At 61.7% G+C, this 24,728-nt stretch carries 24 protein-coding genes and 1 pseudogene; 2 read left to right on the top strand and 23 right to left on the bottom strand.

Going from position 1 to position 24,728, the window contains the following annotated elements; translation table 11 throughout:
• Positions 1-45: 45 nt before the first annotated feature.
• From NKH83_RS29220 to NKH83_RS29160, 13 genes and pseudogenes are all read right to left on the bottom strand, one after another.
• Positions 46-841 (bottom strand): annotated as a pseudogene (locus NKH83_RS29220) (class I tRNA ligase family protein); the annotation flags it as partial.
• 584 nt (positions 842-1,425) lie between these two features.
• On the bottom strand, positions 1,426-3,396 hold the full coding sequence (rlxS, locus tag NKH83_RS29215; protein ID WP_352808481.1) for a relaxase/mobilization nuclease RlxS: 1,971 nt from the start codon (positions 3,394-3,396) through the stop codon (positions 1,426-1,428).
• 184 nt (positions 3,397-3,580) lie between these two features.
• Positions 3,581-4,237: a lytic transglycosylase domain-containing protein gene (locus NKH83_RS29210; protein ID WP_502895640.1), complete on the bottom strand. Its 657-nt coding sequence runs from the start codon at positions 4,235-4,237 to the stop codon at positions 3,581-3,583.
• Between the two features lie 17 nt (positions 4,238-4,254).
• Positions 4,255-4,803, bottom strand: coding sequence for a signal peptidase I (gene lepB / locus NKH83_RS29205; protein WP_352753289.1), 549 nt, complete (start codon positions 4,801-4,803; stop codon positions 4,255-4,257).
• Entirely contained in the window at positions 4,800-5,069 is a 270-nt protein-coding gene (locus NKH83_RS29200) for a helix-turn-helix transcriptional regulator (RefSeq protein ID WP_352453595.1), read from the bottom strand. Before NKH83_RS29200 ends, lepB begins: the two co-directional genes overlap by 4 nt.
• 150 nt (positions 5,070-5,219) lie before the next feature.
• A complete protein-coding gene (locus tag NKH83_RS29195; protein WP_023672372.1) occupies positions 5,220-5,543 on the bottom strand; it encodes a DUF736 domain-containing protein in 324 nt (107 codons plus the stop codon).
• 546 nt (positions 5,544-6,089) lie between these two features.
• Positions 6,090-7,811: a ParB/RepB/Spo0J family partition protein gene (locus NKH83_RS29190; RefSeq protein WP_352808477.1), complete on the bottom strand. Its 1,722-nt coding sequence runs from the start codon at positions 7,809-7,811 to the stop codon at positions 6,090-6,092.
• 77 nt (positions 7,812-7,888) lie between these two features.
• Positions 7,889-8,308, bottom strand: coding sequence for a DUF2958 domain-containing protein (locus NKH83_RS29185; protein WP_352808476.1), 420 nt, complete (start codon positions 8,306-8,308; stop codon positions 7,889-7,891).
• Between the two features lie 14 nt (positions 8,309-8,322).
• Complete coding sequence (locus NKH83_RS29180) at positions 8,323-8,526, bottom strand: hypothetical protein (protein WP_352549568.1); 204 nt, start codon at positions 8,524-8,526, stop codon at positions 8,323-8,325.
• Positions 8,523-9,485, bottom strand: a complete 963-nt coding sequence (locus NKH83_RS29175; protein ID WP_352457378.1) for an ArdC family protein — start codon at positions 9,483-9,485, stop codon at positions 8,523-8,525. Before NKH83_RS29175 ends, NKH83_RS29180 begins: the two co-directional genes overlap by 4 nt.
• A gap of 487 nt (positions 9,486-9,972) precedes the next feature.
• Positions 9,973-10,293 (bottom strand): sunset domain-containing protein, encoded by a 321-nt coding sequence (locus NKH83_RS29170; RefSeq protein ID WP_352808475.1) that lies wholly within the window; start codon positions 10,291-10,293, stop codon positions 9,973-9,975.
• A gap of 58 nt (positions 10,294-10,351) precedes the next feature.
• Entirely contained in the window at positions 10,352-10,579 is a 228-nt protein-coding gene (locus NKH83_RS29165; RefSeq protein ID WP_352808474.1) for a hypothetical protein, read from the bottom strand.
• A gap of 135 nt (positions 10,580-10,714) precedes the next feature.
• On the bottom strand, positions 10,715-10,966 hold the full coding sequence (locus NKH83_RS29160; protein WP_023722035.1) for a helix-turn-helix domain-containing protein: 252 nt from the start codon (positions 10,964-10,966) through the stop codon (positions 10,715-10,717).
• A gap of 128 nt (positions 10,967-11,094) precedes the next feature.
• Between NKH83_RS29160 and NKH83_RS29155 the strand changes: the two genes are divergently transcribed.
• Positions 11,095-11,364 (top strand): DNA -binding domain-containing protein, encoded by a 270-nt coding sequence (locus NKH83_RS29155; protein ID WP_352453619.1) that lies wholly within the window; start codon positions 11,095-11,097, stop codon positions 11,362-11,364.
• Positions 11,365-11,459: 95 nt separating this feature from the next.
• Here NKH83_RS29155 and NKH83_RS29150 read toward each other — a convergent pair whose 3' ends face one another.
• On the bottom strand, positions 11,460-13,367 hold the full coding sequence (locus tag NKH83_RS29150) for a putative bifunctional diguanylate cyclase/phosphodiesterase (RefSeq protein WP_352808473.1): 1,908 nt from the start codon (positions 13,365-13,367) through the stop codon (positions 11,460-11,462).
• 303 nt (positions 13,368-13,670) lie between these two features.
• Entirely contained in the window at positions 13,671-14,852 is a 1,182-nt protein-coding gene (gene ubiM / locus NKH83_RS29145) for a 5-demethoxyubiquinol-8 5-hydroxylase UbiM (protein WP_352808489.1), read from the bottom strand.
• Positions 14,853-15,342: 490 nt separating this feature from the next.
• Between ubiM and NKH83_RS29140 the strand changes: the two genes are divergently transcribed.
• Complete coding sequence (locus tag NKH83_RS29140; protein WP_352638452.1) at positions 15,343-16,455, top strand: ComEC/Rec2 family competence protein; 1,113 nt, start codon at positions 15,343-15,345, stop codon at positions 16,453-16,455.
• Between the two features lie 531 nt (positions 16,456-16,986).
• On the opposite strand, the gene NKH83_RS29135 is transcribed toward NKH83_RS29140, so the two are convergent.
• The 8 genes from NKH83_RS29135 to ccoG all read right to left on the bottom strand — a co-directional run bounded on the left by NKH83_RS29135 (position 16,987) and on the right by ccoG (position 24,682).
• Positions 16,987-18,246 (bottom strand): hypothetical protein, encoded by a 1,260-nt coding sequence (locus tag NKH83_RS29135; protein ID WP_352808472.1) that lies wholly within the window; start codon positions 18,244-18,246, stop codon positions 16,987-16,989.
• Between the two features lie 56 nt (positions 18,247-18,302).
• Entirely contained in the window at positions 18,303-18,557 is a 255-nt protein-coding gene (locus NKH83_RS29130; RefSeq protein ID WP_352808471.1) for a helix-turn-helix domain-containing protein, read from the bottom strand.
• A gap of 135 nt (positions 18,558-18,692) precedes the next feature.
• Positions 18,693-19,088 (bottom strand): hypothetical protein, encoded by a 396-nt coding sequence (locus NKH83_RS29125; protein WP_352808470.1) that lies wholly within the window; start codon positions 19,086-19,088, stop codon positions 18,693-18,695.
• Positions 19,089-19,269: 181 nt separating this feature from the next.
• Positions 19,270-19,602 carry a hypothetical protein gene (locus NKH83_RS29120; RefSeq protein ID WP_352808469.1) on the bottom strand — a complete coding sequence of 111 codons (333 nt, stop codon included), beginning with the start codon at positions 19,600-19,602 and terminating at the stop codon, positions 19,270-19,272.
• 592 nt (positions 19,603-20,194) lie between these two features.
• Positions 20,195-20,347: a cbb3-type cytochrome oxidase assembly protein CcoS gene (gene ccoS / locus NKH83_RS29115; protein ID WP_352595335.1), complete on the bottom strand. Its 153-nt coding sequence runs from the start codon at positions 20,345-20,347 to the stop codon at positions 20,195-20,197.
• Positions 20,347-22,632: a cation-translocating P-type ATPase gene (locus NKH83_RS29110; RefSeq protein ID WP_352618980.1), complete on the bottom strand. Its 2,286-nt coding sequence runs from the start codon at positions 22,630-22,632 to the stop codon at positions 20,347-20,349. Before NKH83_RS29110 ends, ccoS begins: the two co-directional genes overlap by 1 nt.
• Positions 22,629-23,126, bottom strand: a complete 498-nt coding sequence (locus NKH83_RS29105) for a FixH family protein (RefSeq protein WP_352808468.1) — start codon at positions 23,124-23,126, stop codon at positions 22,629-22,631. The genes NKH83_RS29110 and NKH83_RS29105 overlap by 4 nt, the downstream gene beginning before the upstream one ends.
• Positions 23,123-24,682, bottom strand: a complete 1,560-nt coding sequence (gene ccoG, locus NKH83_RS29100) for a cytochrome c oxidase accessory protein CcoG (RefSeq protein ID WP_352808467.1) — start codon at positions 24,680-24,682, stop codon at positions 23,123-23,125. The genes NKH83_RS29105 and ccoG overlap by 4 nt, the downstream gene beginning before the upstream one ends.
• Positions 24,683-24,728 lie beyond the last annotated feature (46 nt).

Raw genomic sequence — 24,728 nt, 5'->3', positions numbered from 1 at the left:
CGGAGAGACCGCACCTTGTTCAGGATCGCCGCAACCGCCGCTTCAGGCCTGGCGATGCGGCTCGACCTTTTCGAGGAAACCGCCGGTATCAGCTCGGCGATCTTCTTGTGCGCGACTAAACGGTCGAGACCGTCGAGCTCGTCCCAGACCGCCTGGCGCTCCGGCGTCACCTCCAGCCCGGCGAGAAAGTCGTCATTGTCCGTGAGGGTGACCGCCGCCTCTACGGTGAAAATATTGATCGCCGGCAACTTATGGCGCCTGCCGACCTCAAATTCGTTGAAGTCGTGCGCCGGCGTGATCTTGACGGCGCCGCTGCCTTTCTCCGGATCAGAATACTCGTCCGCCACCACCGGGATCCTGCGGCCGACGATCGGCAGAGGATGAGGTTCTTGCCGAAGATGCCGGAAACGCTCGTCGTCGGGATGCACCGCCGACCGCCATATCGCCCAGCATCGTCTCCGGGCGGGTCGTCGCCACGGTGATGAAGGTTTTAGGATTTTCCGGCTCCAAAACCTCGCCCTCGACGGGGTAGCGGAAATGCCAGAGATTACCGTTGACCTCCTGCTGTTCGACCTCAAGGTCGGAAATCGCAGTCAAGAGCTTCCGTCCCAGTTCACAAGGCGCTTGTCCTTGTAGATCAGGCCTTCCTTGTAGAGGGTGACAAAAACTTCGAGCACCGCCCTGGACAGGCCCTCGTCCATGGTGAAACGCTCCCGGCTCCAGTCGGCGGAGGCGCCCAGCCGCTTCAACTGGTTGAGGATCGCGCCGCCGGATTCGGCTTTCCACCCCAGACTTTCTCGATGAACTCATCGCGCGTCAGGTCGCGGCGGTGGATCTGCTTCGAAATCTTCCCCACCGCAGCGAGGTTTCTCCCGTTAGAAGATCCTCAGCGGGATGGGCTGCCAGTTCACGCCCGGAGCATCCGGCCCGTGGGGCCGACCTCGTCTCCCGGTCGTGTGAGCAGAAGAACATCGCGAAGTGCGGCTTCATCCTCGACGCCGCGAGCCTGCTCACCGTACCGCGGCCGCCGAAAGCCCTAGGCGCTGTCACCAGGCGCCAGCCCACCTCTCTAGCTGGCGGACCATCGCATCGAGCGCGCCGATGGCCGCACCTGCAGTGATTGCAATGTCCTCAATGCGCCGCAACTGTTTGGGTCGGGGGCAACCCTGCGCAACCAGGCCGGCACCGCCGTCGTCGGCGCAGCTTCCGTGGCACCGGGAAGAGTGCCGTGGTGGCGCACGAGGGTTTTGGCTCAGAACCATGGAACACGATGGATGATCGCGGCGCTTTTGTAGAGCGAACGATAAGTCTTGCACGACCAGCCATTTATCCCTCGCCAATTCCATGCCGCGGGCAACCAGCAGGCGAACTCCGTCCGGACTGAGTACCCGTTTCAACGCGGGCAAAAGAAGTTGTGTAGCCATGTCACGAAATGCTTGGTCCGCTTCTCTGCCGGCCGATGGTCCATGAAATCCCCTCCGCACGCACCACGCCGGAAACCTCCTTGCCGATATGATGCTCAAGCACCGGCCGCCATAGCACCAGCGTGAACTCGCGCGATTTCTCGATGACAGCGTATTTTCCGCCGGCGAGCTCGACGGAGCGGCGGAGCGTGCCGTCTATTCGATCTCCACTCTGGGCTTCAGAATAGGACAGACCGAGTTCGTTCGACAACTGGCCGGCCACGCGGTTCAACTCGCGTTGGCGCAGGATCGAAAGCATGTTGGCGCGATAGACGATCCGGTCCTGCTCTTCCCGAGCAAGACCTTGCGCAATCAGCCACTGCCGTCGGCGGCCTTGCGCCTCTCGGACATCGCGGCCGAAACCAGAGCTGTGCAAGGCCTCCGGTGTGTCGGAAACCAGCTCTCGATCGAGCCAGGTGGCGCCGTCGAAGCTGACTTGTTGTTCCAGCGGCGTCGATGAGAGCTTGTCAACCGTGACAGGCTCGGCCCCGGCCCGCTGACGCTCGTAGTCAGACACACGGTCGAGATGGTCCGGCGCGATAGTCCATGTACCGTCCGGCTCGCGCTCGACACGACCGGTCGCCCGGCGGATCGCCTCCAGTCGCCGCACGTGCGTTTCGGCAAAGCGTTCGGTGGCCGACGGGTCATGCTTGAGATGGATATCGATGCTGTAGCGCCCGTCATGGGCCATGGCGATCTCGGCAATTGTGCGGTCGACTTGCCTTGGCCCGGTGTCCCTCGGCGTGACCCGCACTATGCAGCCCTCTGGCGTCGGTTGGGTGGCCTCGCCTTTGCCGATATCAACATAGTGACTTTTGCCGTCCACGCCGTCGACGACGAGGTAATGGCGGTCAGTGATTTCGTCGGCCAGGCCGCGCGCAATGATGCGGCCGACGACAGGCTGCATCTGCTCTGCAGATCGATCATGGACAACATAGTCGGCGGCACTGCGGGCGAGCCCCTTGCCGGTCAGTTCGCGGTGCATGGTCTTGATGATGTCGCCCCGCTCGCCGATGCGGCGCAGTGTCGCTTCAAGCTCGCCATCAAGGCGCCAGCGGCCCGAGCCGACTTCCTCAGCCAGACCCATCCGCTCGAGCTTGCGCAGGCGGCCCTGGTGCAGCGTCTGGCGAAACGTGTCTCGGCTGGCCGGTGAGACATGCCCCTCATGGTCGCGGATGCGGAGCAGCTGCCGATCGATGCTGGTGAAGCGTTCCCGCTCCATTTCCTGGCGCAGGCGTTGCTCGATCTCGCGGTCCGTTCTCGGGCCAAGGTCGAGGCTGACCAGCTCGGCCGCCCGTTCACGGATTCCAGACGAGATGTAGTCTCGCGCGATGACAAGATTTTCGCCGCGGTCGTCCTTGCCGCGGACGATAATATGGGTATGCGGATGACCAGTGTTGAAATGATCGACAGCGACCCAGTCGAGCTTGGTGCCGAGGTCTTCTTCCATCTGCGCCATGAGGCGCCGCGTGAGCGGCTTGAGGTCGTCATACTCGATGCCGTCTTCAGGTGCGACGATGAAGCGGAACTGATGCCGGTCCCCATCGGCACGATCGATGAAGGCCTTGCCATCGACGCGGTCGCTGTCGGCGCTATAGAGCTCGCCAGGCTCGCCTTCGCGGGTGACGCCGTCGCGCTGGAGGTAGCGAAGGTGTGCACGTGCCCCGTCAACACCCTTGCCAGCCAGCTTGACGATACGCGCCTTGACGACGGCGCGCCGCTGCCGAAACGCCGCGTGGGGGTCGCGCGCTCTGAGAACGGCGGCAGCAGCCCCGCCGCGCCCCGCCCGGCTTCCGATGAAGCGGCCACGGCGACCGCTGCCGCCGCCGGCTCGGTTGATCGCGGCGCGGATCTGGCCGACGAAACGCTTGCCTGCCTTCGAGCCGCGCGATCCGATTTTGCCCAGGCTCGGCTTGAACTCTTCATCCTGCATTGAGCCTCCTAGTAATCTTGAGCAAAATCAAAGCTTTGTCGGCAGAAGCTCTCCTGACGCTGAAGGCAGCCTCCATGAAAAACGATGTGCAGACAAAGACTTCGCCGCCTCCAGGAGGCGATGCCTTTATCTTGCCTTCCCGGACCTGCCTCCCTGCCCCGCCCGACCCACGGTACCCCTGCCCTCACCTGCGATCCGGCCGGCCTGACCTTGCTCGCTCCGATCCGAGCGGCACCACGATTTGGCCATTCGGATCGGTCGCGGAAACACCGTTTCGCAGGAAAAACAGCGACTGCCCGGACGGGATTTCCGGCGCTTTTCCGGAACGGGATTTGCCGGTGAACGCGTCCATGTCGGCGGCCGCGATCCCCGCCGCCTTGAGCTCTTCCAGATACGAAACCGTCTCGCTGGGCAGCGGTCGCCCACGCTGCAAATGCTGTTCGTAGCGGTCCGGCCCGGCGTTATAGGCGGCAAACAGGCCGGGAAAGCCGAAGCGGTCATACATGGCGCGCAGATAGGCAGTGCCTGCCAGAATGTTATCGCGAGGGTCGTGCGGATCGGCTCCCAGGCCAAGCTCTGCGCGCATCTCCTCGTAGGTCCCGGGCATCACCTGCATGAGGCCAATAGCGCCGGCGTGTGAGGCGATCGGCCGTCCGTCCAGCATTGTCTGCCCCCGGCTTTCGGCATCCATGACGGCATAAATCCAGGGCTGTGGAATGCTGAAACGCCGGCTTGCTTCGGCTATCAAGTGCTGCCATCGTTGGAGCTGCGGACCACGGGAGATGGCGGCCGGCTGAGCGTCGGTCGCGGCGGAACAGGCGCATGGCGCTATCGCGACCATGCCGAGCATCAGGAGGGTTACTCGGTCCATAGCGGCACGAGCCTCCCGGCAATATTTTCGGCCGGCACCGGCCCGAAATAGCGGCTGTCGAAGGAGCGGTTTCTATCGCTGCCGAGCAGGAAAAACTCGTCGGCGGCGAGCTTGCGGCAGGCATTCCACCAAGGCAGCGGACGGTGCTGCGTGTCGGTTGCCAGCCGGCGCGCGACAATCTCGCCGCCGATGATGATGGCGTCGCCGAAGGCGCAGACATGCTCGCCAGGCAGCGCGGCAAGGCGCTTGACCAGCGGCACGTTGCTGGGCAGATAGAAGCGTTCGGCGGCGAGATCGGCGACCGGTTTTGGCGGGCGGACGAGCACGAGATCGCCACGAGCCGGCGATCCGGACGCGACGCGATAGAGGCCGACCGGCGCACTGGCCGAGGCGTTCCAGACCAGCCAGGGCGATGGGTTGTCGAAAGCGGCGAAGCCGATCAGGCTGAGGCCTATTGTGGCCACGGCGATCGTCTTGCGCGCCCGAATGCGCCGCAGATGGCTGCCGATCAGACGGATAGTGGGACGCCGGCTCATGAGCGGCCTCCCTCACCGGCCGAGCCGGAATTGTGCCCGCCATCCTCGGGCCTGGTCTCCTGCGCGCGTCCCTTCGACCAGTCGTCGAGCTCGTCGATGTGATAGCGGACATAGCGGCCGTGCTTGCGAAATTGCGGGCCACCGCCCTTGAGCCGCATCTTCTCCAGCGTGCGCTGGGATAGCCCGATATAGAAGGCGGCCTGCGCGGTGTTGAGAAACGGACTGCCCTTCTTCGCGCGGGCCGCGCGTTCGTTTTCGTCGTCCATGATGATCCTCGTTTCGTTACGGACAAGCGAAGGCGAGGATCGGCGAGCGAGATCGTTTTGGGGACGGGCGAAGAGTAGGGGGCGAGTTTTCGCCGCCCCCTCCCGAAAGAGCCCCGCGCCGGTTGCGGCGCGGGGCTCGAGGCTGGCGGTTCAGTCGACCGGGTTCCAGATGATGGCGTATGTGTCGTCGTCATCCTGGCCGGCGGCGCGGCCGAGATTGGCGTAGAGCTTGCGCGGGCCGAACTCCGGGGCGGCAATCGACAGGCTCACATAGTCCTTGCCGGAGGTCTCGCCGGTGCGGATCCAGCCGGCCCCTACTTCGACCCCTTGCGTCAGCACCCGAAAGTCGGGATGGGTGTCGGCGCTCTTTGCCTGATTGGGCACGATGTCGATGTCGGCGCGGACGCTGAGCGTCTTGAGCTGGCCCTTGTAGCCGCCGTTTTCCTGTTTGGTGACGTATCCGATCGCGGTCATTTTCAGTCTCCTTGTGGTGCTCGCCGGGGACCATTCCCCTGCGATGGCGGACCGTGATGGGCGCGTCCGGACCGCCGGAACCGGGACGGCCGCAGCGATAGCGGAGGACCCGAGCGGGCAGCTTTTTTGAAGCGAAGCGGCGCGAGGAAGCCGCCGCAGGCGGCGGGGAAAAAAGCTGCTGGCGAGGGTTTCGGGCGGGCCGGATCCGCCCATAGGTCGTCAAGCCAGCCGCAGGGGAATGGTCCCTGAGACGCATGGAGACAGGTGGCGCGATCCGGTGACACAAACGAGCAGGCGGCATTACAGGGCGCTGGCTGCGGGGGCTCTGTCGCCAACCGGATCGCACAATTGGCCCATGCGCGGAGCGCCTCGGCAAGCAACCCGGCGCGGTGCAGGGCTGCCGAAATGGGGGCGAGTTGGCGTCGGGATTTCTCGCGCGCGGCACTGGCTCGACAAGACGCCCAATCGGCAGCCGGCGCGACCCGGAGCGGCGCGCGCGACCTGAGCGGCGGTACTCGAGAGAACCGCCGCTCGGGCCCTGATCGACTATTTGCGGACGAACAGCGGCTGCACTTGTGCCCACTGATCGGGGGTGCGGAAGCCGCCGCGGCTGGTGTAGCTTTCGGCCGGGAATTCCATCCAGCGCGGCAGCCAGGTCTCGACCTCCTGGCGGCCATTCTCGCCCGCCAGGAAGTCGCGGATGATCTTCTTTTGCGTCTTGACCTTCTCGGCGACATTGCCATCCGCGACCAGCTTGCCGCCGACGTCGGCCAGCATCGAATTGGCGATTTCCTTGTCGCGCAAAAGGTCGAAGAAGGCGTCGTCCGGTTGCCACCATGCGCCCATATCGACGTTCAGATGATTGCCAAGTGCCTCGATGACAGCGCTGCCGGCTGCAAGCGTCTCGGCCATGACAACGGTGAGAACGCGCATGACATCGTCGTCGCAGAGCGCCAAGAGGCGCGCGAACACGCCGGCGATAGCAAAGGCGTCGCCATTGCCGCCGGCCACCACTCCATCCTCATCCGGTGATCCGAGCAGGGCCAACACTTCGCGCCGCTTTTTGCCGAATGCAGCTTCAGCCTTGCAGCCGGCAAGGCTGGCAGTCACCGTCTCGTTGACTGCGCGCTGTGGTTCACGGCGCACCTGCCACAGGCCGGAACCGGTGATGGCGTGCGCCACCACGAGGCGCAGCGCCACGGCGGGATGGTCGAGCATGGCCGCACGCACGGCAGCATGGCGATGCAGATCGACATAGTTCTGCATCGGGCCGGTGAGTTCGGGGCGCGGCGGCTTGGCGGCTGTTTCTTCTTGCTCGCCGCCCTCGCGGGCGCGGCGGACTTGCTTGTGTGACAGCCAGCCCTCGTGACACTCGACCTCGCCGCAATACGTGACCGCGATGAAGACCTTGCCGCCCTTCTTCTTCGGGGTCTTCTCGTGGTCCCATGCGTGGAAATATTGGCCCGGTTCCAGCAGCACCACCTCGCTCCAGCCGTCGTTGAGATAGGTGTCGCGTCTGGTGGCAATCGCTTCGTTCTGCTTTTGCCAGAACAGGTCGGCATCGGCGAAATAGCTGTCCTCGCCGAACAGGTCCGAGGTGATCAGGCCGGGATACTCCTCGATGGCAAACAGCGCCACCTTGGTGGAAATCGACTGGCCGCCGAACAGCCATTGCTTCAATTGAAAGCCACGCGGCGCGTATTGATCGGGATCGGCACAGAGTGCCAGCCAGTCCTTCTGCTGCGCCTTGGACGCCATGGTGAGATGGCGCACCGTCTCGGCGTCGATCTCCTCGCGGCGATAGGCTTCGCGGATTTTGGGCAAGAGGTCGCCAAGCGCCAGAATGCGTTTGACCTTCAGGTCAGTGATGCCGAAGGTCGCAGCGATGTCGGGAACGGTGCGGCCTTGCTTGACGAGCCGCGAAAACGTCTCCCATTGCGATACTTCGTCTGGATCGAGGCGGGCGAGGTTTTCGATCAGCGAGGCTTCCAGCGCACCGGCGTCGTCGCCATCCTCCATGATGGCGCAGGGCAAGGGATCGCCTTCGCCGCGCTCGTCGGCAAGCGATTTCGCGGCGAAATAGCGCCGCCTGCCGGCAACGATCTCGAAGCTTTCCGGTTGCCCGTTCGGTCGCACAAGGAGAGGCACCAGCACGCCGCGCGCACGCACGGAGGGCAGGATGTCGGAAATGTCGGGCGCGCGTCTTCCATGGCGCATGTTGAGCGCGGAAATGTTGAGGTGATCCAAGGGGATGTGGGCAAGCTGCATGGCTACTCTCCTTCGCTTTGGTGAGGTTGTCCCCGCCGCAGATGCCGACGGCCGGCGCGGCGGGACGGTTTTTGCGCCTATCGGCGCTGCTGTTCCGCCGTGTCGGGCGGAAGCTCGGAATGGGACTTTGAAAGGGCGTCTGCTGCCTGCCGCAGAAGTCGCTCGGCCTCGGTGATGTGGCCGCAAATGCGGGCGGCTTCGGCATAGGCGGAGAGCGGATAGCGCGCCTGGAAATGCAGGTCGCGCTCGATGCCGAGGCCAAGCGGACCTTTTGCGGATGCAAGCTCGGCCAGACTGACGCTGCCGAGTTCGGGGAAGCCGAAGCCGAGATCGCAAAGACCGAACAGCGTGTCGCCATCGGCGTCGAGTTCGCTCAGAAGCCACGTCGCGGCACCTGTCGGATCGAACAGTTTCACAACGGGAAAATGGTCGATGTCGGCGTCGGCGGCGCCATTGGCGAGCAGTCGTGCGCGCAGTCGATCAGTGATCAGGATCATGGAAAGACTCCTTGTCAGAACAGGTCGAGTTGATTTCTGCTGGCTTCATCGAAGAGGCCGATATCGAGCGGCTTTTGCGCCGCGCGCGGACACATCGGCGCGTCCATCAGGAGGGTGAGCCGATCGCGCGTGGTGATCGGCCGGACACCGGGAATGAGCATCTGCTCGCCTTGCGGCGTCGGCTCGCTCGCGGTCAGTTGAGGATCGCGCATCGTCATGCCGCAATCCCTTCCTGCGCCTCGCCTTCGGCATCGGCCTGAAGGCCAAACAGGAAATCGGCGGCCTTGGAAGCAAGACTGGCGGCACGGAAGATGGCGCGATTGTCCTCGCGCAGCACCTTCAGCCATGAGCCGATGTAATCGGCATGACGCACGGTCGGCTCGATACCGAGATTGCTGCAGACGAAGGCGGCAGTGATTTCGGCGACCAATTCTTCACGCGCGTAAGCCTTGGAGCCGAACGAGCCGGAGAGGTCGCGAGCAAGCCGCGTCGGGTGGCCGGTCCAGTGGCCAAGCTCGTGAAAGCAGGTCCGGTAATAGTCGATCTGGTGATGGAACGCCGGCTGCGGCGGCACCTGAATGTGGTCGCTGCCCGGCATGTAGAAAGCGCGATCGCCGCCGACCCTGAAATCCGCACCGCTGGCGCGAATGAGCGTCTCGGCCTGCGGCACGATCTCGCACTGAGGCAGCGGCTCGGCGGCGGCATAGAGGTCTTCCGGAAGATTATCGCACTGCGCGACATTGAAGACGGTGAAGCGCTTCAAAAAAGGCACGGCCTGTGGTTCATCGCCCTCGTGGCGTGCGCGCTCCTTCTCGTCCTTGGGGACAAAGCGGTCGGCATGCACGATGGTCGTGCCGCGCTCGCCCTTCCTGACGTTGCCGCCAAGGACGAGCGCCTGCCGGAAGGTGAGCCAGTTCTGGCTGGGATAGCTGCGCTCGATGACCGCGCCCCACAGGATGAGGATATTGATGCCGGAATAGGTGCGCCCAGAGGATGCATTCCTCGGCAGGCCAAGGCCTGCCTTTGCGCTGCCCCATGGCTTGACCCATGGCACGGTGCCGCGCTCCAGCTCGGCAATGATGCGGTCCGTGATCTCCTGATAAAGGCTGGCGCTGGGGCGCCCGCCCTTGCCTGCGCCAGCCTCTCCGCTGGCGGAACGCTTGCTGTTTGCATGCATCGTCTCATCCTCCGCTCGCCAATCGCCGCGCCTTTCCCCGGAAGCGGGGTGGGCGGCGAGTCGCGACCGGAAAGGCCCGCCGTGGGAGGCGGACCGCATCCGAAGGACCGGAACGAAGAGGAGGACCCTGAGCGGCACGCGAAGGGTTGCGGGCTGCCGCGGCGGGCCTAGAAGGGAGTGCCGCCCACCCCGCGCCACCGGGAAAGGCCAACAGACAAACCGCGCCGCCCGCAAGGGCGGCGGCCGTCACAGCCCGAAGGGCTGCCCACGCCAAGGGGCGAAGCCGAATGGCCGAGACCGCCTGAGCTTGCCGAAGAAAAGCGGGCTCGGTTCACGAGCACCTGGTGCGCGTCGTCAGGCGCGCGGGCGCCCGCCAGGACGGCAGGCTGGACAGATTTTTCGAACGGATCGCGATAAATACTTCAAATGAATGCTGCACCGAAAACATGTGCGATGCAGCATTTTCGCAAGCATTTACCACGGACGCTCAGACCCGAGACTTCCGCCACCCAGCCTTGCGCGCGGCTTCCTCCGAACAAAACCAGCGCTCGCCTTTCAACAGGTTGATGCGCGTCTCCCAGTAATATTCCTGTCCGGGAACATGATAGATTCGCTCGCCCGTGTTGTAGCTGATATTGGCTTTGATGTTGCAGCCGACAGCGGCAGGGCCGATTTCGAAGGCAAGAAAGCCAGCCAGGATTGTTCCACCAGCAACGATCTTTGCCCACAACGGAACGTCCTTCGAACGATGGCGCTCGCCATACCTGCGACGGTTGTACCGATTGTCTTGATAGCGATAGTTGCCCACGCCCCTTCTCCCCGAAGAGAGAATGCGACGTTTGCAGCCTGGAGTCTATAAGTCTGGTCTAATTCACCGGCCCTGTTCCGAACCATTGAATGAACGGCGCATCCTTACCCGTGATATCCTTCACCGTCTTTAACAGCGCGTCATGGGTGCGTTGGAGAGCCCGGTAATGGTCGCTGCTAGGTGATAGAAGCGGCTGGACGATGCTCTTGTGCAGCCGTTCCGCCTCCGCCAGAAAGCGCTCGATTTCAGCCTGTGAAAGCTGCTTGGAAAGTTTGGTCCTAGCCATTGCGATCTCCGTTGAGGAATCGCCGCACCTAGGATTATCATCCTATATCGGCATGGCTTGGTAAAGACCCACCCGCAGCGGAATGGCAGCTTGCCGAAGAAAAGCACGCTCGGTTCACGGTACGGGCGCGAGCCGTTAGACGCGCAGGCGCCCGTTAGCCCGCAGGCTGGACAGAATCTCGCACGGATCAGCGTCAAGCGCCGCAGTTAAGTCGAGAAACTCGATGACATCGAGACGCCGCTCTCCACCCTCGTACTTGGCCACGAAGGATTGGGGACGATCAAGCTTCTCGGCCACCTGCGCCTGAGTCAGGCCTTTGGCCTTGCGCAGGGAAACCAGCTGGGCCAGAAACCGCTGGTGGCGGGGCGAGCGAAGAGATTTGGGCATGTAGGAGAACCGGTCGGGTAAAGACCGGATCAGCGACTAATCCCGGTTTCGGATTATCCCATTTTGGGATATGCTGCGTTGCATCCAGCGCTCAACAGCCGAGGCTCGCAACAGGCATGAATCGATCAATGGGAACAGATGAGACTCGAAACTCAACTCTGTGCGACGAAGTCCCCTGGTCGGAGAACCTGACGGCCTACGATAGGCAGCATTTCACGATCTACCTGCGGATCCTGGATGCCTGCGCCGACAATGCCAGCGAAGAGGAGATGGCCGATCTCATTCTAGGCATCGACCCGGCCCTTGAACCGGTCCGCGCCCGCAAGGCTCTTCGCAGCCATATCGACCGGGCGAACTGGATGGTGACGACCGGCTACAAGGAACTGTTCGCCGGCTGACGCACAGCACGGATTGTCATGCTCTTCAAACAAGGAAGTTCAGATACCCGTCACTCATGAGCGCACGGCCGCGAGAGATGGCGCGGCGGGAGCGGTCACAACTGGTTCGCGTGCTGTTTGACTGCCATTTCCAGTGCTTGGCTCAGAGGCACAGCCTTGGAGAACAGGAAGCCTTGAGCGGTTCGGCAGCCAAGCTTGTGCAGGGTTTGCCGATCCGCCTCTGTTTCGACGCCCTCGGCCATGACCTCGATCCCGAGCATGTTACCGAGATCGATGACCGATTTGACAAGCAGTCGGTCCTCTCGGGACTTGGCCAAGCCGCGAATGAAGCCCTGGTCTATTTTGACCTTGCGTATCCGACTGTCCTTGAGCGATGCCAACGTAGAAAAGCCGGTGCCGAAGTCATCGAGCGCGATGGAAATGCCGGCATGTGAAAGCCGTCCGAGCTTTTCATCCACTCTGTCCGGGTCAACCGGGGATTCTTCGGTAATCTCGATCTCGAACATCGTTGCAGGGAGACCTCTTGCCGCCAGACCATCCAGAACCATGTCGTCGATATCGCCGGCTTCCAGTTCGCGCGGTGAAACATTCATCGCCACACGGAAATCACGACAGTCAGCTTTCACCAAGCCGTCGATAAAAGCACAACAGTCGGCGAAGACGGTTTGCGTCAGCAGCTGAAGCATTCCGGTTTCGCGTGCAGCTGTGATGATTTCGGGTGGAGAGATGGCACCATGAGTCGGATGGGACCACCTCAGCAAGGCTTCAAAACCGACCACGGCCTCGGTGTCGAGTTTCACGATCGGCTGGAACCAAGGTTGCAAGCTTCTCGTCTTTATCGCCGAATGAAGGTCCCGTTCGACGGACTGGCGGCGTTGCAGTTCCCTGTCGAGTTCGGCATCGAACAGGCAAAATTCGTTCCTGCCACGACGCTTGGCCGTGTAAAGGGCGATATCCGCCCGCAACAACATTTCGGTCAGGCCCGGGCTTTCCGCCAGGTATATTCCTATTGATGCCCCGACCCGGACGGACGCGACCTCCCGATAGGGGCGGGCAATTTTTGCTATGATATTGGAGGCGAGATCACTGGCAGAAAGCGAAACCCTCGTTGAGGGAAAAAACAGCACGAATTCATCGCCGCCGATACGAGCGAGCGTCGAGCCTTCCGGTGCTTCCTCCTCTATGCGGCGGGCGATCCTGACAAGCAGTTCATCACCGGTCCTGTGACCGTAGGTATCGTTGACGGATTTGAACCCGTCCAGGTCAACCAGCATTGCCACGAAGGGGCCATCCGCGGTCTCGAACCGTCCGATAGCGTCTTCGAGGCCACGCCTGTTGAGAAGGGCCGTCAGGTGGTCCTGCCTGGAACTGGCCTTCATCTCCGCCGCAAGCCGCTCGGCCTCATGCCTCAGGCGGCTCGCTTCGCGGAACCGTGCTTGCCCAACAAACGAAGCTCGAACCAAGCCGCCCATGAAGAGCAGAACGGTAAAAGCCAGAATGTAGTCTTCAAAATTGCCTTTCGCCAAAAGGCAACCCACCGTGATGAGGAGCGGAGGTGTGATGAAGTTGATCGCCGCCGCGGCATACGAACTGCCGTATGTAACCGCACCAGCTGAAATGCCCGCCAGAATGACCAGATGCAGCGCTGCTTGAGGTGTCGTGTATCCAACAGTCAGGACGGCCAGGAAGGACCAGGCAAACCCTGCCAGAAGAGCAAGGATGCCAAACCAGCGAAGCCGCGGCAAAACCCCCACTAATCCGTCATGGCGCCCCGTTTCCTTTAGCTGATAACGCGCGAGTGCAAGGCGGGCGGCATTTATCGCATTGACGACCAGGAACCAGATTGCAGCTGCAAAGCCGCTGCCAGAAAGGGCGTGCACCGCCCAAATCAGGCCTGACAGGATAGCGCTTATCGGCATCGACACGAAGAGGCCGGCCCTCAGGTCAGCAAGCTGATCCTGACGGATTTTGGCCTCCAGCGTGTCTTCATTCTTCGGGGCCATGGACGGACCAGCTTGCTCCCATCGTTGTTCGCGAGGACAAGCCTACGCAGGCCCACTGAAGGACGGGTTAACTATCCAGCGGGGATAACCAGTGTGCTCACCATGTCTTCGGGGCGCACGTCTGCCTCTTGGCCTTGCCGTCTGACCATCGAGCTCTTGCCCGCACGCGTGCCTTGATCCGAATCATCCCAGGATCGGCAACGTCACCATGGAAGCAGCCCTACCAACGGCATCAACGCGCCCGGCGAGACAAAAGGAAGCCGGGCCGAGATAGCGTTCCAGAGCGGCAGCGCTGCCTGCGATTCACCGCCTGAGCATGGCCGAAATGCCATGGCGGATAAAGGGAAGATATTGGGCAAAGCGAAGCCCTGCATGTCTTGCAAGCCGTGCCGCCGGGTGCTCGCCTGAGTAGAGAGCGACAAGTGCATTCGTAGCATGATAGAGCGGTGCCGCCGACAGACGCAGCCGGCTTTCGTATCTGCCGAGCATGTCGGGATCAGCAATGTCGCGGCGCTCGCGACATGCCGCCAGGATTCTATCGGCAAGTTGCTTCTGGCCACTGAGGCCGATGTTGAAGCCATGCGCGGTCACCGGGTGCATGCCGAGGGCAGCATCGCCGATCAGTGCCGCACTCGGAGCCCAGAACTTGTGCGCCCAGGTCGTGACCAGCGGATAGGCATGGCGGGTGCTTGCCAAGGTCATCTCTCCGAAGCGTCCTCGACACCGGCTCGTCGATTCCATGAGGAACAAATCGTCGTCGAGAGCAAGCAGTCTGTCGGCCTCGCTTGAGCGCAAAGTGAGAAGCAGCGACGACACGCCTTCCATGAGCGGCAACATCGCTATCGTCTGATGGTGATCGAACCATTCGACCGCGATCTGGTGATGGGCGCGCTCGTGCCTCACTCGGCAAATCAGCATGGAGTTGCCAAGCCGATTGATGTCGGCGCCAATGCCGAGCAGGTCGCGCGTCGCGGACAAACGCGAATCCGCTGCAACGAGCAGCCGAGCGGCCAATTGCCTGCCATCAGAGAGCGTTATGACTGCTTCTTTGTGGCTGGTTGTTGCATTGACGACCGAGCGGCCGCACAGCAGCTGGGCATGATCCTGGAAGTGGACAAGCTTGAACAGGGCGTCGCGGATCCGACAATTTGGGACCAGAATTCCGAGTGGTTCCCCAGATCCGCTGGGAGAATCGAAGCACAGGGCGAAAGGGCTCGATCCGTTGAGCACACGCGCGCCTTGAAGTGGTGATTTGTCCGAAGCGGGGATGATATCCCAGGCGCCGAGCTCGCGAAGGATTCCAACCGATGCGTGGGTCAGCGCGATCTCGCGACCGTCGAAAGCCGGATTCGCCAGGGTTTCGAGCGACTGCCGTTCAACCACTGCCACGTTGAGTCGGCTCTGGGCAAGCGACGCGGCGAAGGAAAGTCCGACCGGCCCGGCTCCGACCACAATAACGTCGAATCTATCGACAGAGCCGGCCATCAGCGTGCCGCCATTGCGTCGGCTATCTGCGACGAAGGGCACTGGAACGCATCGCAATCGATCCACGGTTTGCGGCTCATCTCCCCAAGCGTCTCCACGCGACCTAACCGTCCGTTAGACATCCGTTCTCGTTGAAATGGTCAATGAAACCATGCCGACGAAGAGATAACCCTGATCTGGATCAACCAGGCTCGATAAACGCGGCAACCGCGGGTTCACGGTCGACTGGTCGATCGCCACACCATGGTCTGGTCAGGTCATCATGGAATGGCGGGCTTCCCCTTCGGTGCGGCCCTTTCAAGGCGGTAACAGGGGTTCGATTCCCCTTTGGCGTACCAGCAAAATCAAGCACTTAGCTGCATTTCCCGCAAACTCGTCTAATATCCGTCTAATATCTGCCCTGTGGAAAACGGTGGATTGACATGGAGATTGATGGAATCAGATAGGCGAACGTCCAAATTGGCTCCTATATGAATGCTTGGGGGGCCAGATGCATTGTGAGGTTGAATTTCTGCCGGTCGGCTCCGGCTCCAAGGCCGGTGACGCCATTGTAGTGCGTTACGGCGACGCTGCCGATTATCATTTGATGTTGGTCGACGGTGGCCATGCCGAAACCGGAGACAACATCGTCGCGCACCTCAAGAAGCAGTTTGGGCCATTTCCTGTTCTGGAGCATGTGGTGTTGACGCATTCCGATGCGGACCATGCTTCGGGGCTGCGCACGGTTTTGAGCGAGATTCCTGTGCGAAATCTCTGGATGCATATCCCTTGGCTCCTCGCCGAGGAGTCCCGTCACCTTTTTTCGGATAAACGATGGACTGCCGAGGGGTTGAAGGCCGCTGTAAAGGCCGAATACGGGACGATCAGCGAAATCTACGACTTAGCTTTGGAAGCTGGCTCCAATATTTTCTTTCCATTCCAAGGCACGGACATCGGCCCTTTCCGCGTATGCTCGCCCAGCCGCGTTGCGTACAGTTATCTTTTGCCGCAATTCGAAAAGACGCCCGATCCGGACCAGGCCGCGATTGAGGCGGCACAGATGTGGCTAGGCAAGGAGTCACTCGCGCGCAAGATCTTGGAAGCAGCAAAGGCCGCGCTGCATGGTTGGACGCCGGAGAGTTGGGACAACGAGCGTTTGCAAGACGGGGGAATCACCAGCGCCAGCAATGAATCGAGCGTGGTACTGTATGGCTCTTTTGAGAACGACGCCCGTGTGCTTCTCACGGGGGACACAGGGGTAAATGGATTGCGATGGGCGGCCATTTATGCGGAGAGCGTGGGCCTTCCACTTCAAAGGTTTAGTTTTGTGCAAATCCCCCATCACGGCAGTCGACGCAACGTCGGCCCTACGATTCTTACGCGTCTTTTAGGAGAAATTCAGGCGGAGGTTTCTGCATCACGTTTCAGTGCCTTTGTTTCTGCACCTAAGGACGACGAAAAACATCCCCGCCGGATCGTGTTAAACGCATTTAAGCGCCGTGGCGGCCATATCATTGCAACTCAAGGCGTCGGCAAGGTTCATTGGGGAGGTTTCCCGGCACGTGCTGGATATGACGTTGCGGAAAGTCTGCCTTTCTACACAGAGGTCGAGGAATATACGTGAGCACAGATGGACCGCCGCGCTCGTTGAAAGATCAGACCCGCTGGCAGCTTTGGCTTACGATTGCCGCGAATTTTGCTTTGTTTTATGGGGTGGCACAGTCTGACGCTCTTGCGGTTTCCGGCATCAAGGGCCTGCTGGTGGGGGCCGCGAACCTTCTTCCCGTCGGGCTAGCTCTCATTGTTACATCAATCGCAAACGGCCTTCTGAACGCCGCGGCGAAAGCCCGCTTGGTGTTTCTTCGATGGCACTTTGCATTGCCGGGACATCGAGCCTTTAGTAGGCACGGGCCGACAGATCCCCGCATCGATATGTCTCGACTGAAAGACTCTTTGGGAGATACTTTCCCCCGAACACCGGGTGACGAAAATCGCCTGTGGTATCGGTTTTACAAAGATGTCGAGTCAGAGACCGCAATCCTTCATGCTCACAGGGAGTTTCTGTTTACTCGCGACTACGCCGCTGTTTCGTTCCTGTTTCTTTTCGGCTTTGGGACCGCAGCGGTTTTCATGGTGCAGTCCCTGAGGGTGTCGCTTATCTATTGCGCTGTTCTGCTGCTACAGTTCTTGGTTGTTCGCCACTCGGCGGCAACCTATGGCGTCCGATTGGTAACAACGGTGCTGGCGCGCCACGCAGCGAAGACGGTTTGAATTTCCGGATAGTAGTAGGCCCTCTTACCTCACCCCGTCCGCAAAATTCGACGCTGGTATAGAGTTCGGACTCGCCGGAGGCGGTGGCTACGCCAAATCCCTCCGTGTTGCTGGTGGTCGCGCACCAATGCTCGATGCGGTAGGCCTTTCCGGCGACAATTGTCCCCCATCCGACCGAATCGGTTTGTTGGTGAGGGCTGGTATCGGCCACGGCGCTTGAGCCCGAAGCGACGACGACACCGTCAGTGACATTGAAAAGCCTGGTGATATGGCGAACGACGCCCCATGCAGGCGCGCGCCACCGCACCCGGCAATTTACGGACGGCGTGAACTCGTTGCCGGCCAAAGTGATGATGCCAGCGGGGTCATAGGCCTTTGTGTTCAAGGCTCGTGTTCGGAATACTTCTTTAACAAAGCTGCCGCCAGCGACACCCGAAAGCTTCCTGTCTTCAAGCACCGCATCTGCGGCGCCGCCACCGGCGGCTATGGCCGCATCCTTCAAGTCGGTGGCGCGCCAGGTCCGTTGCACCGCTTCGATGCCGGCTCGCGCCAGGGCTTGCGTGCCGTCCGCCTTGGTCGCCTTCCCGCCGAGTAGGGCCATGATTGTTGTGGCGAAGTTCGGGTCGTCGCCGAGCGCGGCGGCAAGCTCGTTCAGCGTGTCCAATGTACCGGGCGCCGCCGCGACCAGGGCTGCAATCGCGGCGTTGACTTCGGCCTTGGAGAAGACGTCGAGCGTTGTCCGCGCGGCGCCGGCAGAATTGTTGGTAAGCAGCGTGCGCATGAACGCCGCCACCTGAAAGGAAAGCCGGGCGTCATCAATGGTTCCGACGATGCTGTCAGCGTTCACGATGGACGGCGAAAACGACAGTACCGCCGCTGCCACAAAGGCCGTGGTGGCAAGCCGCGCGCTGTTGTCGCCGGGGTCTTGCGTTGGCGCCGAGGGTTCGCCGGTGAAAGCCGGGCTCGCGAGGGTTGCCCGCAACGCCAGCGCGGTGAACGCCGCAGCGACATCGGTATCGATGGCGCCGAAGGCCGCCGTGATCTTGTCAAAGGACGTTTTCAGGTCCGTCTTGATGGGCAGTTCGTAGCCGCGATTTGGAGTCAGTGCCATTGATCTATGCTCTCCTATTTCGAAGAGCACCATGCGTCGGAAACCTGGCCCATCGCTGGGCGAATGTGGGCCGTGAACCTAGCTGGCTTTCATCGTCGCGCAGGATCATCGTCGCGCGTTTTGATGCGCTCTTTGGAGGTCACGAATTTTTCAATGGTCTCGGCGCGGTAGAGAATCCGGCCCTGTTTCTTGACGTAGCCGGGGCCGGTTCCGAGGACCCGCCAGCGGGCGAGCGTGGCTTTGCTGACGCGCAGAACACCGGCGACGTCATCGGCGGTTAGAAGCACCTCGCCGGTGGCTGCGAATGCCACGGCGCGAGCCTCGTTGCTTTCGCCGATAGACAAGGCCAGCGCCTCGGTTTTTCTCTTCGACGCTGGCGATAGCCTTCTCGCATATCGCCAACGCCCGGCGTGCTCCGGTCACGGCGATGCGAAGATCGCGGATGGGGTCAACGCCGGACATTTCTAAGCCCCGCTGGCTCAAGCTGCTTCTAAGAGAAAGCCGCAATCCCAGGTCGAGACGCAATCAAGCGGGCTGGCGCCCGTGACGCCGGACAGAATGCAGCCGTATCGGTCATAGGCGCCTATACCCTCGGCCATGAACCATGCGGAACGCCCCGCCGCGTCGGTGTGGGCGCCGTCGCTTTCGTCTTGGAACGGACGGAGCGGCCCGACACAAATGCCGTTTCTGGCCCGATAGGTTCCGCCGGTGCTAAAGCCGGTCAAGACCAAGATCTTGTCGAACCAATCGGCGTCGTAAGGGGGCCTGGCTGCGGCCAAGATCAACTTGCTGAATTCGGGCAATTCTATATTTTGGGTGACAGCCATATCGAAGCGTCCTCTTCGGTTGTGGTTAGAGCCGGCGAGTGTTTCCATCACAGGCCGGCTCACTCACACTTCGACAAATCCATTCGCAAATCAAGTACAAAACGCGCTGTCCACGTTTTATCGGGTGATGGCGGAAGATATCTTCCATGTTGTTTGCGATATGCAAACGATACTAATTTTTAGTTCGCGATATACAAACGGAGGTCTAGAATCACCGAATGCTAAGGAGTCAGTGCAGGCGCGTGCTCGCGACACTCTCTATGCGCGGCTCGTCGCCCGATAGATGAATTGTGCCGGACAGCCAGAGCCTACCGGAGGCGTGCGGGTCCGCCGTGCGTATGATCTTATCTCGGGCAACGGGGGAAACCGCATCCGTCGCAGCCAAGCCGTTCTTGACGACGACGCCGACGTGAGAGGCATTCAAGGATTGAAGCCGCCGTGCGTGCTTGCTGACGCCCGCATTCAGGGCAGCTTTGAAGTCGTTGTTAACGCGGAGCACGGTTGCTCGGGCGAAATTGGCAGGCAAACGGCCGCCCCAATCCTGCAGGTCGGCTTCCGTCAAGCAATGCAATTCTTTGTGAGCAATAGCGGCGTCGGACAGAATGTGCGTTAGCATACGATTGCCGGCATCAAGGCGAGCGCCGCGAGCGCGCTCAACCTTCTCGCGTTCTAGTATGTAAGCCTCGGTGACACTGCGGACGGTTACAGGGTCGCCAGCGGCCTTTGAGACGGCCTCGATACGTTTTGCCTCGACCAGTCTTCTGCGGCGCGACGCGGTAGCCCAGGTGCACGGTCGGGTCGATTGATCGCCAATGAGTTCCGGAGGCCAATTTCGCACGCGCGGCCTTAGTCGTGACCGGCGACTCTTCAAGCGTTCTTAGCATCACTTCCCCCGCGACTCGTCTAATATTCGCCTAATATCGCCCCCGTAGACCTGTGGAGGCCAATGGAGAGATGCCCGCTAACTTATTGAATAATATGGAAACGTATGGAAAAATAGCAATGCGCGAAGCGGCACAAACGCAGCACTTTCCTGGCCGAAAGTTCGGCAACGTATTCTGGCTGATCCGTTCGCACCCGTCGCGCGCCGAAATCGGCATGAGGCGAAGCAACCGGGGAAAATATTCGAGCGAGTCCTCGCAGGGCAGGCTGGGTCAAGTGCGTGGCTCGTCGCGGTCGATCAGGATCCGCTCGGCGGCGCCATCGAGATCTTCATATTGGCCGCTCCTCAAGGCCCACAGGAACCCGGCCAGCCCAAGCGCCCCGAGGAACAGGGCCACAGGTACGAGGTAGGCGAGCGTCGTCATCAGGATTGTGCCAGTGCGCCAATGTCGGAGCGCCTGTCATGTCGGGCATCTTGCACCGATGCATTTGACACGAAACCTTGCAGGCGTAGCGCATTGCCGATGACCAGGAGGGACGAGGCGGACATCGCGACCGCCGCGATCAGGGGCGTAACGTGCCCCAGAATGGCGACCGGCACGGCGATGCCATTGTAAACGATCGCGATGGCGATGTTCTGCCGGATCAGCCGTCCAGCCTTCCGCGAAATGTCTAAAGCAAGTGGGACCGCCAGAAGACTTTTACGCAGGAACACGAAATCCGCGGCGTTGCGCCCGATATCCGCCGCCGTGGCCGGAGCGATCGAAACGTGTGCGGCGCCCAATGCAGGCGTGTCGTTGAGCCCATCGCCGACCATCAGAACCTTGTGGCCAGTTCGGGTCAATGCTTCGATCTGTTCGACCTTTCCGGAGGGAAGCAACGCGGGAACGAAGCGCTCGACGCCCAGTGCTTCCGCGACCTCGCCGCAGGCAGCTTCTGTGTCGCCCGACAGCATCTCCACCGACACGCCGGCGCCGTTCAGTTGCTCGATAGCCGCCTTGGCATCGGCACGTAGCTCATCCTCGAAATCGAAAGTCGCGACAATGACCCCATCCTTCGTCAGAACGGTTGCGCCATAGCCTTGTTTGCCTTCGCCGCCGGTCCGGGCTTTCCACTCAGCCCATCCGCGGCGACCCAGCCGCCAGGTAGTGCCCTCGGCGATGGCTTCGATGCCGAAGCCCGGATGCTCGCTGACGGACGCGAGTTTCGCCTGGCCGGCAAAGGCTGCGTTGCCAGCGATTGCCTTCGAAAAGGGATGGCGGGAATGCGCTGCCATCTCGGCCGCCATGGCGAGCATCGTCGGATCGATGGACGGCGGATTGATCAGCCTAGCCAGTCCGAGCGTAAGCGTGCCGGTTTTGTCGAACAATGCCGTGTCGATCCCGGCCAGGCGCTCCATGGCGGAGCCGTCCCTGACCATGACGCCGCTTTCAAACAGCCGCCGCGCAGCGACCACCTGCACGATCGGCACGGCGAGACCGAGCGCGCACGGGCATGTGATGATCAAAACGGCGATCGCGATTGTTATTGCCCGGTGCCAGTCGCCGGTCGCCGCCATCCAGCCGAGGAACGTCACAAAGGCGGTGAGGTGGACCACCGGGGCGTAGAACGCGGAGACGCGATCGGCGATCCTGCGATGGCGGGCGCGGCCGCCCTCTGCCGCTTCCATCAGCCGAACCATTTCGGCCAGGAAGGAATCCTTCGCGGCGGCCGTCGCCTCGATGGTCAGCGGACCGGTGAGATTGAGTGTACCGGCCTGGACCTGCGCCCCCGGGCCCACCGTTCTGGGCGTGCTTTCCCCGGAAACCAGGGAACAGTCGAGATCCGATGCCCCGCCAATGATCCTGCCGTCGATGGGCACCCTCTCGCCAGCCGCAATCAAGAGCTCCATTCCTGGTTCGATCTCGCCAACCGGCAAGTAGTCGCGCGAACCATCCTCGCGCAGCACCATGGCGCCGCGCGCCGCCAGCCGAGCCAGTCCGTTCACGGCCGTCCGCGCCCGTTCCCGCATCACGTGATCCAGCGTGCGGCCGATCAGCAGAAAGAACAGCAGCGACACCGACGCGTCGAAATAAGCATGGTCGCCATGGTTGATCGTCTCGTAGAGGCTCATGGCGTAAGCGAGCGATACCCCGACCGCGATCGGCACGTCCATGTTCATGCGGCTGTGGCGCAGCGCATTCCAGGCCGAGCGAAAATAGATGCCGCCGGCGAAAGCGAGCGCAGGAATGGCAATCAAGGCCGAGACCCAATGGAACAGGTCGCGGGTCGCGCCTTGCGCGCCGGACCAGACGGAGACTGATAGCAGCATGATGTTGCCCGCCGCAAAGCCGGCGACCGCGACGGCGCGGATCAGTTCCGAGAGCGTCCTGTCCTTCCCGTCAGCCTCGGGATCGAACAGGTGCGCGCCATAGCCCAGCCGTCCAAGTGTGGCGACGAATGGCGGAACCTCGTCGCCGCGCCACCGGACCGAAACACGTTTCGTTGAAAGATTGACACGAGCGCCTTCGACGCGATCCAGCTTCCCGATCGCCGTCTCGATCGTCTGGATGCAGGCGGCACAATGCACAGCCGGCACCGAAAGGTCGGTCTGGCGAAGATTTTCGCCAATCGAGCGGCTCGCCAGTCTGATTTCCTGGCCAGAAGGCAGGACCAGTGTGACCTTTTCCAGGTCCAATGCCATTTCGGCGCCTGGCGCGCAGCAGCTCATTGCCGCGCCCCGCGGGAAATCACGATCCGGCGAACGTCGCGATAGGGTTCCGCAAGGCTCGCATCGGCGTCGATTTCGACGATCCAGACGCCATCCTTGGGGATGTGGTGCGCGGCGAATATCTGACCGGAGGCAGCGGCAAGAGTGACGGATTTGTCCTCGGCCTCGTAGGCGGGATGACGAAACAGCACCTTGACGCCATGCACGGGAACCGTCTTGCCGCCAGCATCGGTGAGGCTGTAGCGGACCTCACCGCCTGCGATGGTGAGTTTGCCAGTCCAGCCGAGGGCTGCCTGAGCTCGCCCTTGCTGGGCCTTTTTGTTGAATTGCTGGCTCGCCACATAGGTGTTTTCGACGACAAGGCCGGTCCAGCTCGTGTTGGCGAGCGTCGCCATCGTCAGATTGACCGCTATGACCACGCCGAAGAAGCCAAGGATGGTGAACAGCATATGCCTGCCGGTGAATTCGCGGGATTGTCGCGAGGTGTCGCTCATCTGGCGATCTCCGGTGCGTTGAAAGTGGCCGTGTATTCGTCCGACTCGAACGTTGCCTTGTTTTCGACCCGGAACTTGAAGCTTTGCGCTGCACCCCGAACCTGATCTGCCGGCTGACGCACGAAAACCTTGAGCATCTTCAGCCGGTCAGGTTCGACCGGGATGGCGAAGGAGCGATCCGCCGGCAGGTCGATGCCGACAACGCTCATTTCGGCTCCATGCAGGCCCTGCATCGTGACAATGATCGTTCTTGGTTCGGGGATCATGTTGAGCAGCTTGACGGTGTAGCCGTTGCGGATCGAACCGTCGGACAGCGTCACGAACTGCGGGTTTCGATCGTGCAGGACATTCAATTCGAGCCGTTCGCGGGTCAGCAGCGAATATAGCAGCGCGAGACCGACCGCCGACCAGGCGCCCATGTAGATGAAGGTGCGCGGGCGAAAGATCTTGCGGATATGGAAACGGGCCACCTTGTCGGAGAACAGGCCGTCAGCGCTCCTGACCAGTGACGGGTTGACTGAACCGGAGCCGCCCGGGGTCGCCAGCATCATGTTGGCGTTGTAGTCGGCCAGCGTCGCATAGGAAATCAGTCCGCGCTCCCTGCCGAGCTTGTCCATGATACCGTCACAGGTATCGATGCAGAGCGCGCAGGTGATGCATTCAAGCTGCTGGCCATCACGAATGTCGATCCCCATCGGGCACACCGCGACACAGCCATTGCAGTCGACGCAGTCGCCGACGGGCTGCCCGGCGGCAAGGACCCTCTTGGCGTGACGCGAGCGCGGTTCGCCGCGCCAGTCATTATAGGTGACGGTGAGGGAATTCTCGTCGAGCATGGCCGCCTGGATGCGCGGCCATGGGCACATGTAGGTGCAGACCTGCTCGCGCATCAGCCCGCCGAACGTATAGGTCGTCGCCGTCAGCACGGACACGGTGATGTAGGCGACGGGGGCGGCGGTGCCGGTGAAGAGTTCCCCAAGCAGCGTCGGCGCATCGGCGAAATAGAAAATCCAGGCGCCGCCGGTCAGCACCCCTATGACCAGCCAAATGGCGTGTTTCGATGTTCGCAGCACGAGTTTGCGCGCAGTCCAGGGACCGGCATCGAGCTTGATGCGCGCGTTGCGGTCGCCCTCGATGGCTCGCTCGACGACCAGAAACAGATCGACCCACACGGTCTGCGGGCAGGTATAGCCGCACCAGGCCCGGCCGACGGTGGATGTGATCAGGAAAAGGCCGACACCGGCCATGACCAGCAGGCCGGCGACGTAGTAGAATTCCTGCGGCCATATCTCGATGAAGAAGAAGTAGAAGCGGCGGTTGGCAAGATCGACCAGCACGGCCTGGTCAGGGGCAAATGGCCCGCGATCCCACCGCAGCCAGGGGGTCAGGTAGTAGATCCCCAGCGTGATTGCCATCACCGACCACTTGAAGCGGCGGAAACTGCCAGAGGCCCGGTTCGGGAAGATCTTCTTGCGTCCGGCATAGAGCGGCTGACGGGTCTTGGCGGAGTTGACCGCATCGGCTTCGAGCCGTTCTATTTGCGTGTTATCGAGCACGAGAAGCTCCAGTCACCAGCGACGATTTCGCCGGAAGCCCGACCCA

The sequence above is a fragment of the Mesorhizobium sp. M0909 genome (genome assembly GCF_040319515.1).
Lineage (GTDB): Bacteria > Pseudomonadota > Alphaproteobacteria > Rhizobiales > Rhizobiaceae > Mesorhizobium.
The sequence above is the reverse complement of the archived record's forward strand: the minus strand, read 5'-3'. Positions and strand labels throughout refer to the sequence as shown.

What these genes read in the sequence shown, in the direction of transcription:
- rlxS (WP_352808481.1), bottom strand. Translation starts at nt 3,396, where the DNA reads ATGCAGGATGAAGAGTTCAAGCCGAGCCTGGGCAAAATCGGATCGCGC.
- NKH83_RS29210 (WP_502895640.1), bottom strand. Translation starts at nt 4,237, where the DNA reads ATGGTCGCGATAGCGCCATGCGCCTGTTCCGCCGCGACCGACGCTCAG.
- lepB (WP_352753289.1), bottom strand. Translation starts at nt 4,803, where the DNA reads ATGAGCCGGCGTCCCACTATCCGTCTGATCGGCAGCCATCTGCGGCGC.
- NKH83_RS29200 (WP_352453595.1), bottom strand. Translation starts at nt 5,069, where the DNA reads ATGGACGACGAAAACGAACGCGCGGCCCGCGCGAAGAAGGGCAGTCCG.
- NKH83_RS29195 (WP_023672372.1), bottom strand. Translation starts at nt 5,543, where the DNA reads ATGACCGCGATCGGATACGTCACCAAACAGGAAAACGGCGGCTACAAG.
- NKH83_RS29190 (WP_352808477.1), bottom strand. Translation starts at nt 7,811, where the DNA reads ATGCAGCTTGCCCACATCCCCTTGGATCACCTCAACATTTCCGCGCTC.
- NKH83_RS29185 (WP_352808476.1), bottom strand. Translation starts at nt 8,308, where the DNA reads ATGATCCTGATCACTGATCGACTGCGCGCACGACTGCTCGCCAATGGC.
- NKH83_RS29180 (WP_352549568.1), bottom strand. Translation starts at nt 8,526, where the DNA reads ATGACGATGCGCGATCCTCAACTGACCGCGAGCGAGCCGACGCCGCAA.
- NKH83_RS29175 (WP_352457378.1), bottom strand. Translation starts at nt 9,485, where the DNA reads ATGCATGCAAACAGCAAGCGTTCCGCCAGCGGAGAGGCTGGCGCAGGC.
- NKH83_RS29165 (WP_352808474.1), bottom strand. Translation starts at nt 10,579, where the DNA reads ATGGCTAGGACCAAACTTTCCAAGCAGCTTTCACAGGCTGAAATCGAG.
- NKH83_RS29160 (WP_023722035.1), bottom strand. Translation starts at nt 10,966, where the DNA reads ATGCCCAAATCTCTTCGCTCGCCCCGCCACCAGCGGTTTCTGGCCCAG.
- NKH83_RS29155 (WP_352453619.1), top strand. Translation starts at nt 11,095, where the DNA reads ATGGGAACAGATGAGACTCGAAACTCAACTCTGTGCGACGAAGTCCCC.
- NKH83_RS29150 (WP_352808473.1), bottom strand. Translation starts at nt 13,367, where the DNA reads ATGGCCCCGAAGAATGAAGACACGCTGGAGGCCAAAATCCGTCAGGAT.
- ubiM (WP_352808489.1), bottom strand. Translation starts at nt 14,852, where the DNA reads ATGGCCGGCTCTGTCGATAGATTCGACGTTATTGTGGTCGGAGCCGGG.
- NKH83_RS29140 (WP_352638452.1), top strand. Translation starts at nt 15,343, where the DNA reads ATGCATTGTGAGGTTGAATTTCTGCCGGTCGGCTCCGGCTCCAAGGCC.
- NKH83_RS29135 (WP_352808472.1), bottom strand. Translation starts at nt 18,246, where the DNA reads ATGGTGCTCTTCGAAATAGGAGAGCATAGATCAATGGCACTGACTCCA.
- NKH83_RS29125 (WP_352808470.1), bottom strand. Translation starts at nt 19,088, where the DNA reads ATGGAAACACTCGCCGGCTCTAACCACAACCGAAGAGGACGCTTCGAT.
- ccoS (WP_352595335.1), bottom strand. Translation starts at nt 20,347, where the DNA reads ATGACGACGCTCGCCTACCTCGTACCTGTGGCCCTGTTCCTCGGGGCG.
- NKH83_RS29110 (WP_352618980.1), bottom strand. Translation starts at nt 22,632, where the DNA reads ATGAGCTGCTGCGCGCCAGGCGCCGAAATGGCATTGGACCTGGAAAAG.
- NKH83_RS29105 (WP_352808468.1), bottom strand. Translation starts at nt 23,126, where the DNA reads ATGAGCGACACCTCGCGACAATCCCGCGAATTCACCGGCAGGCATATG.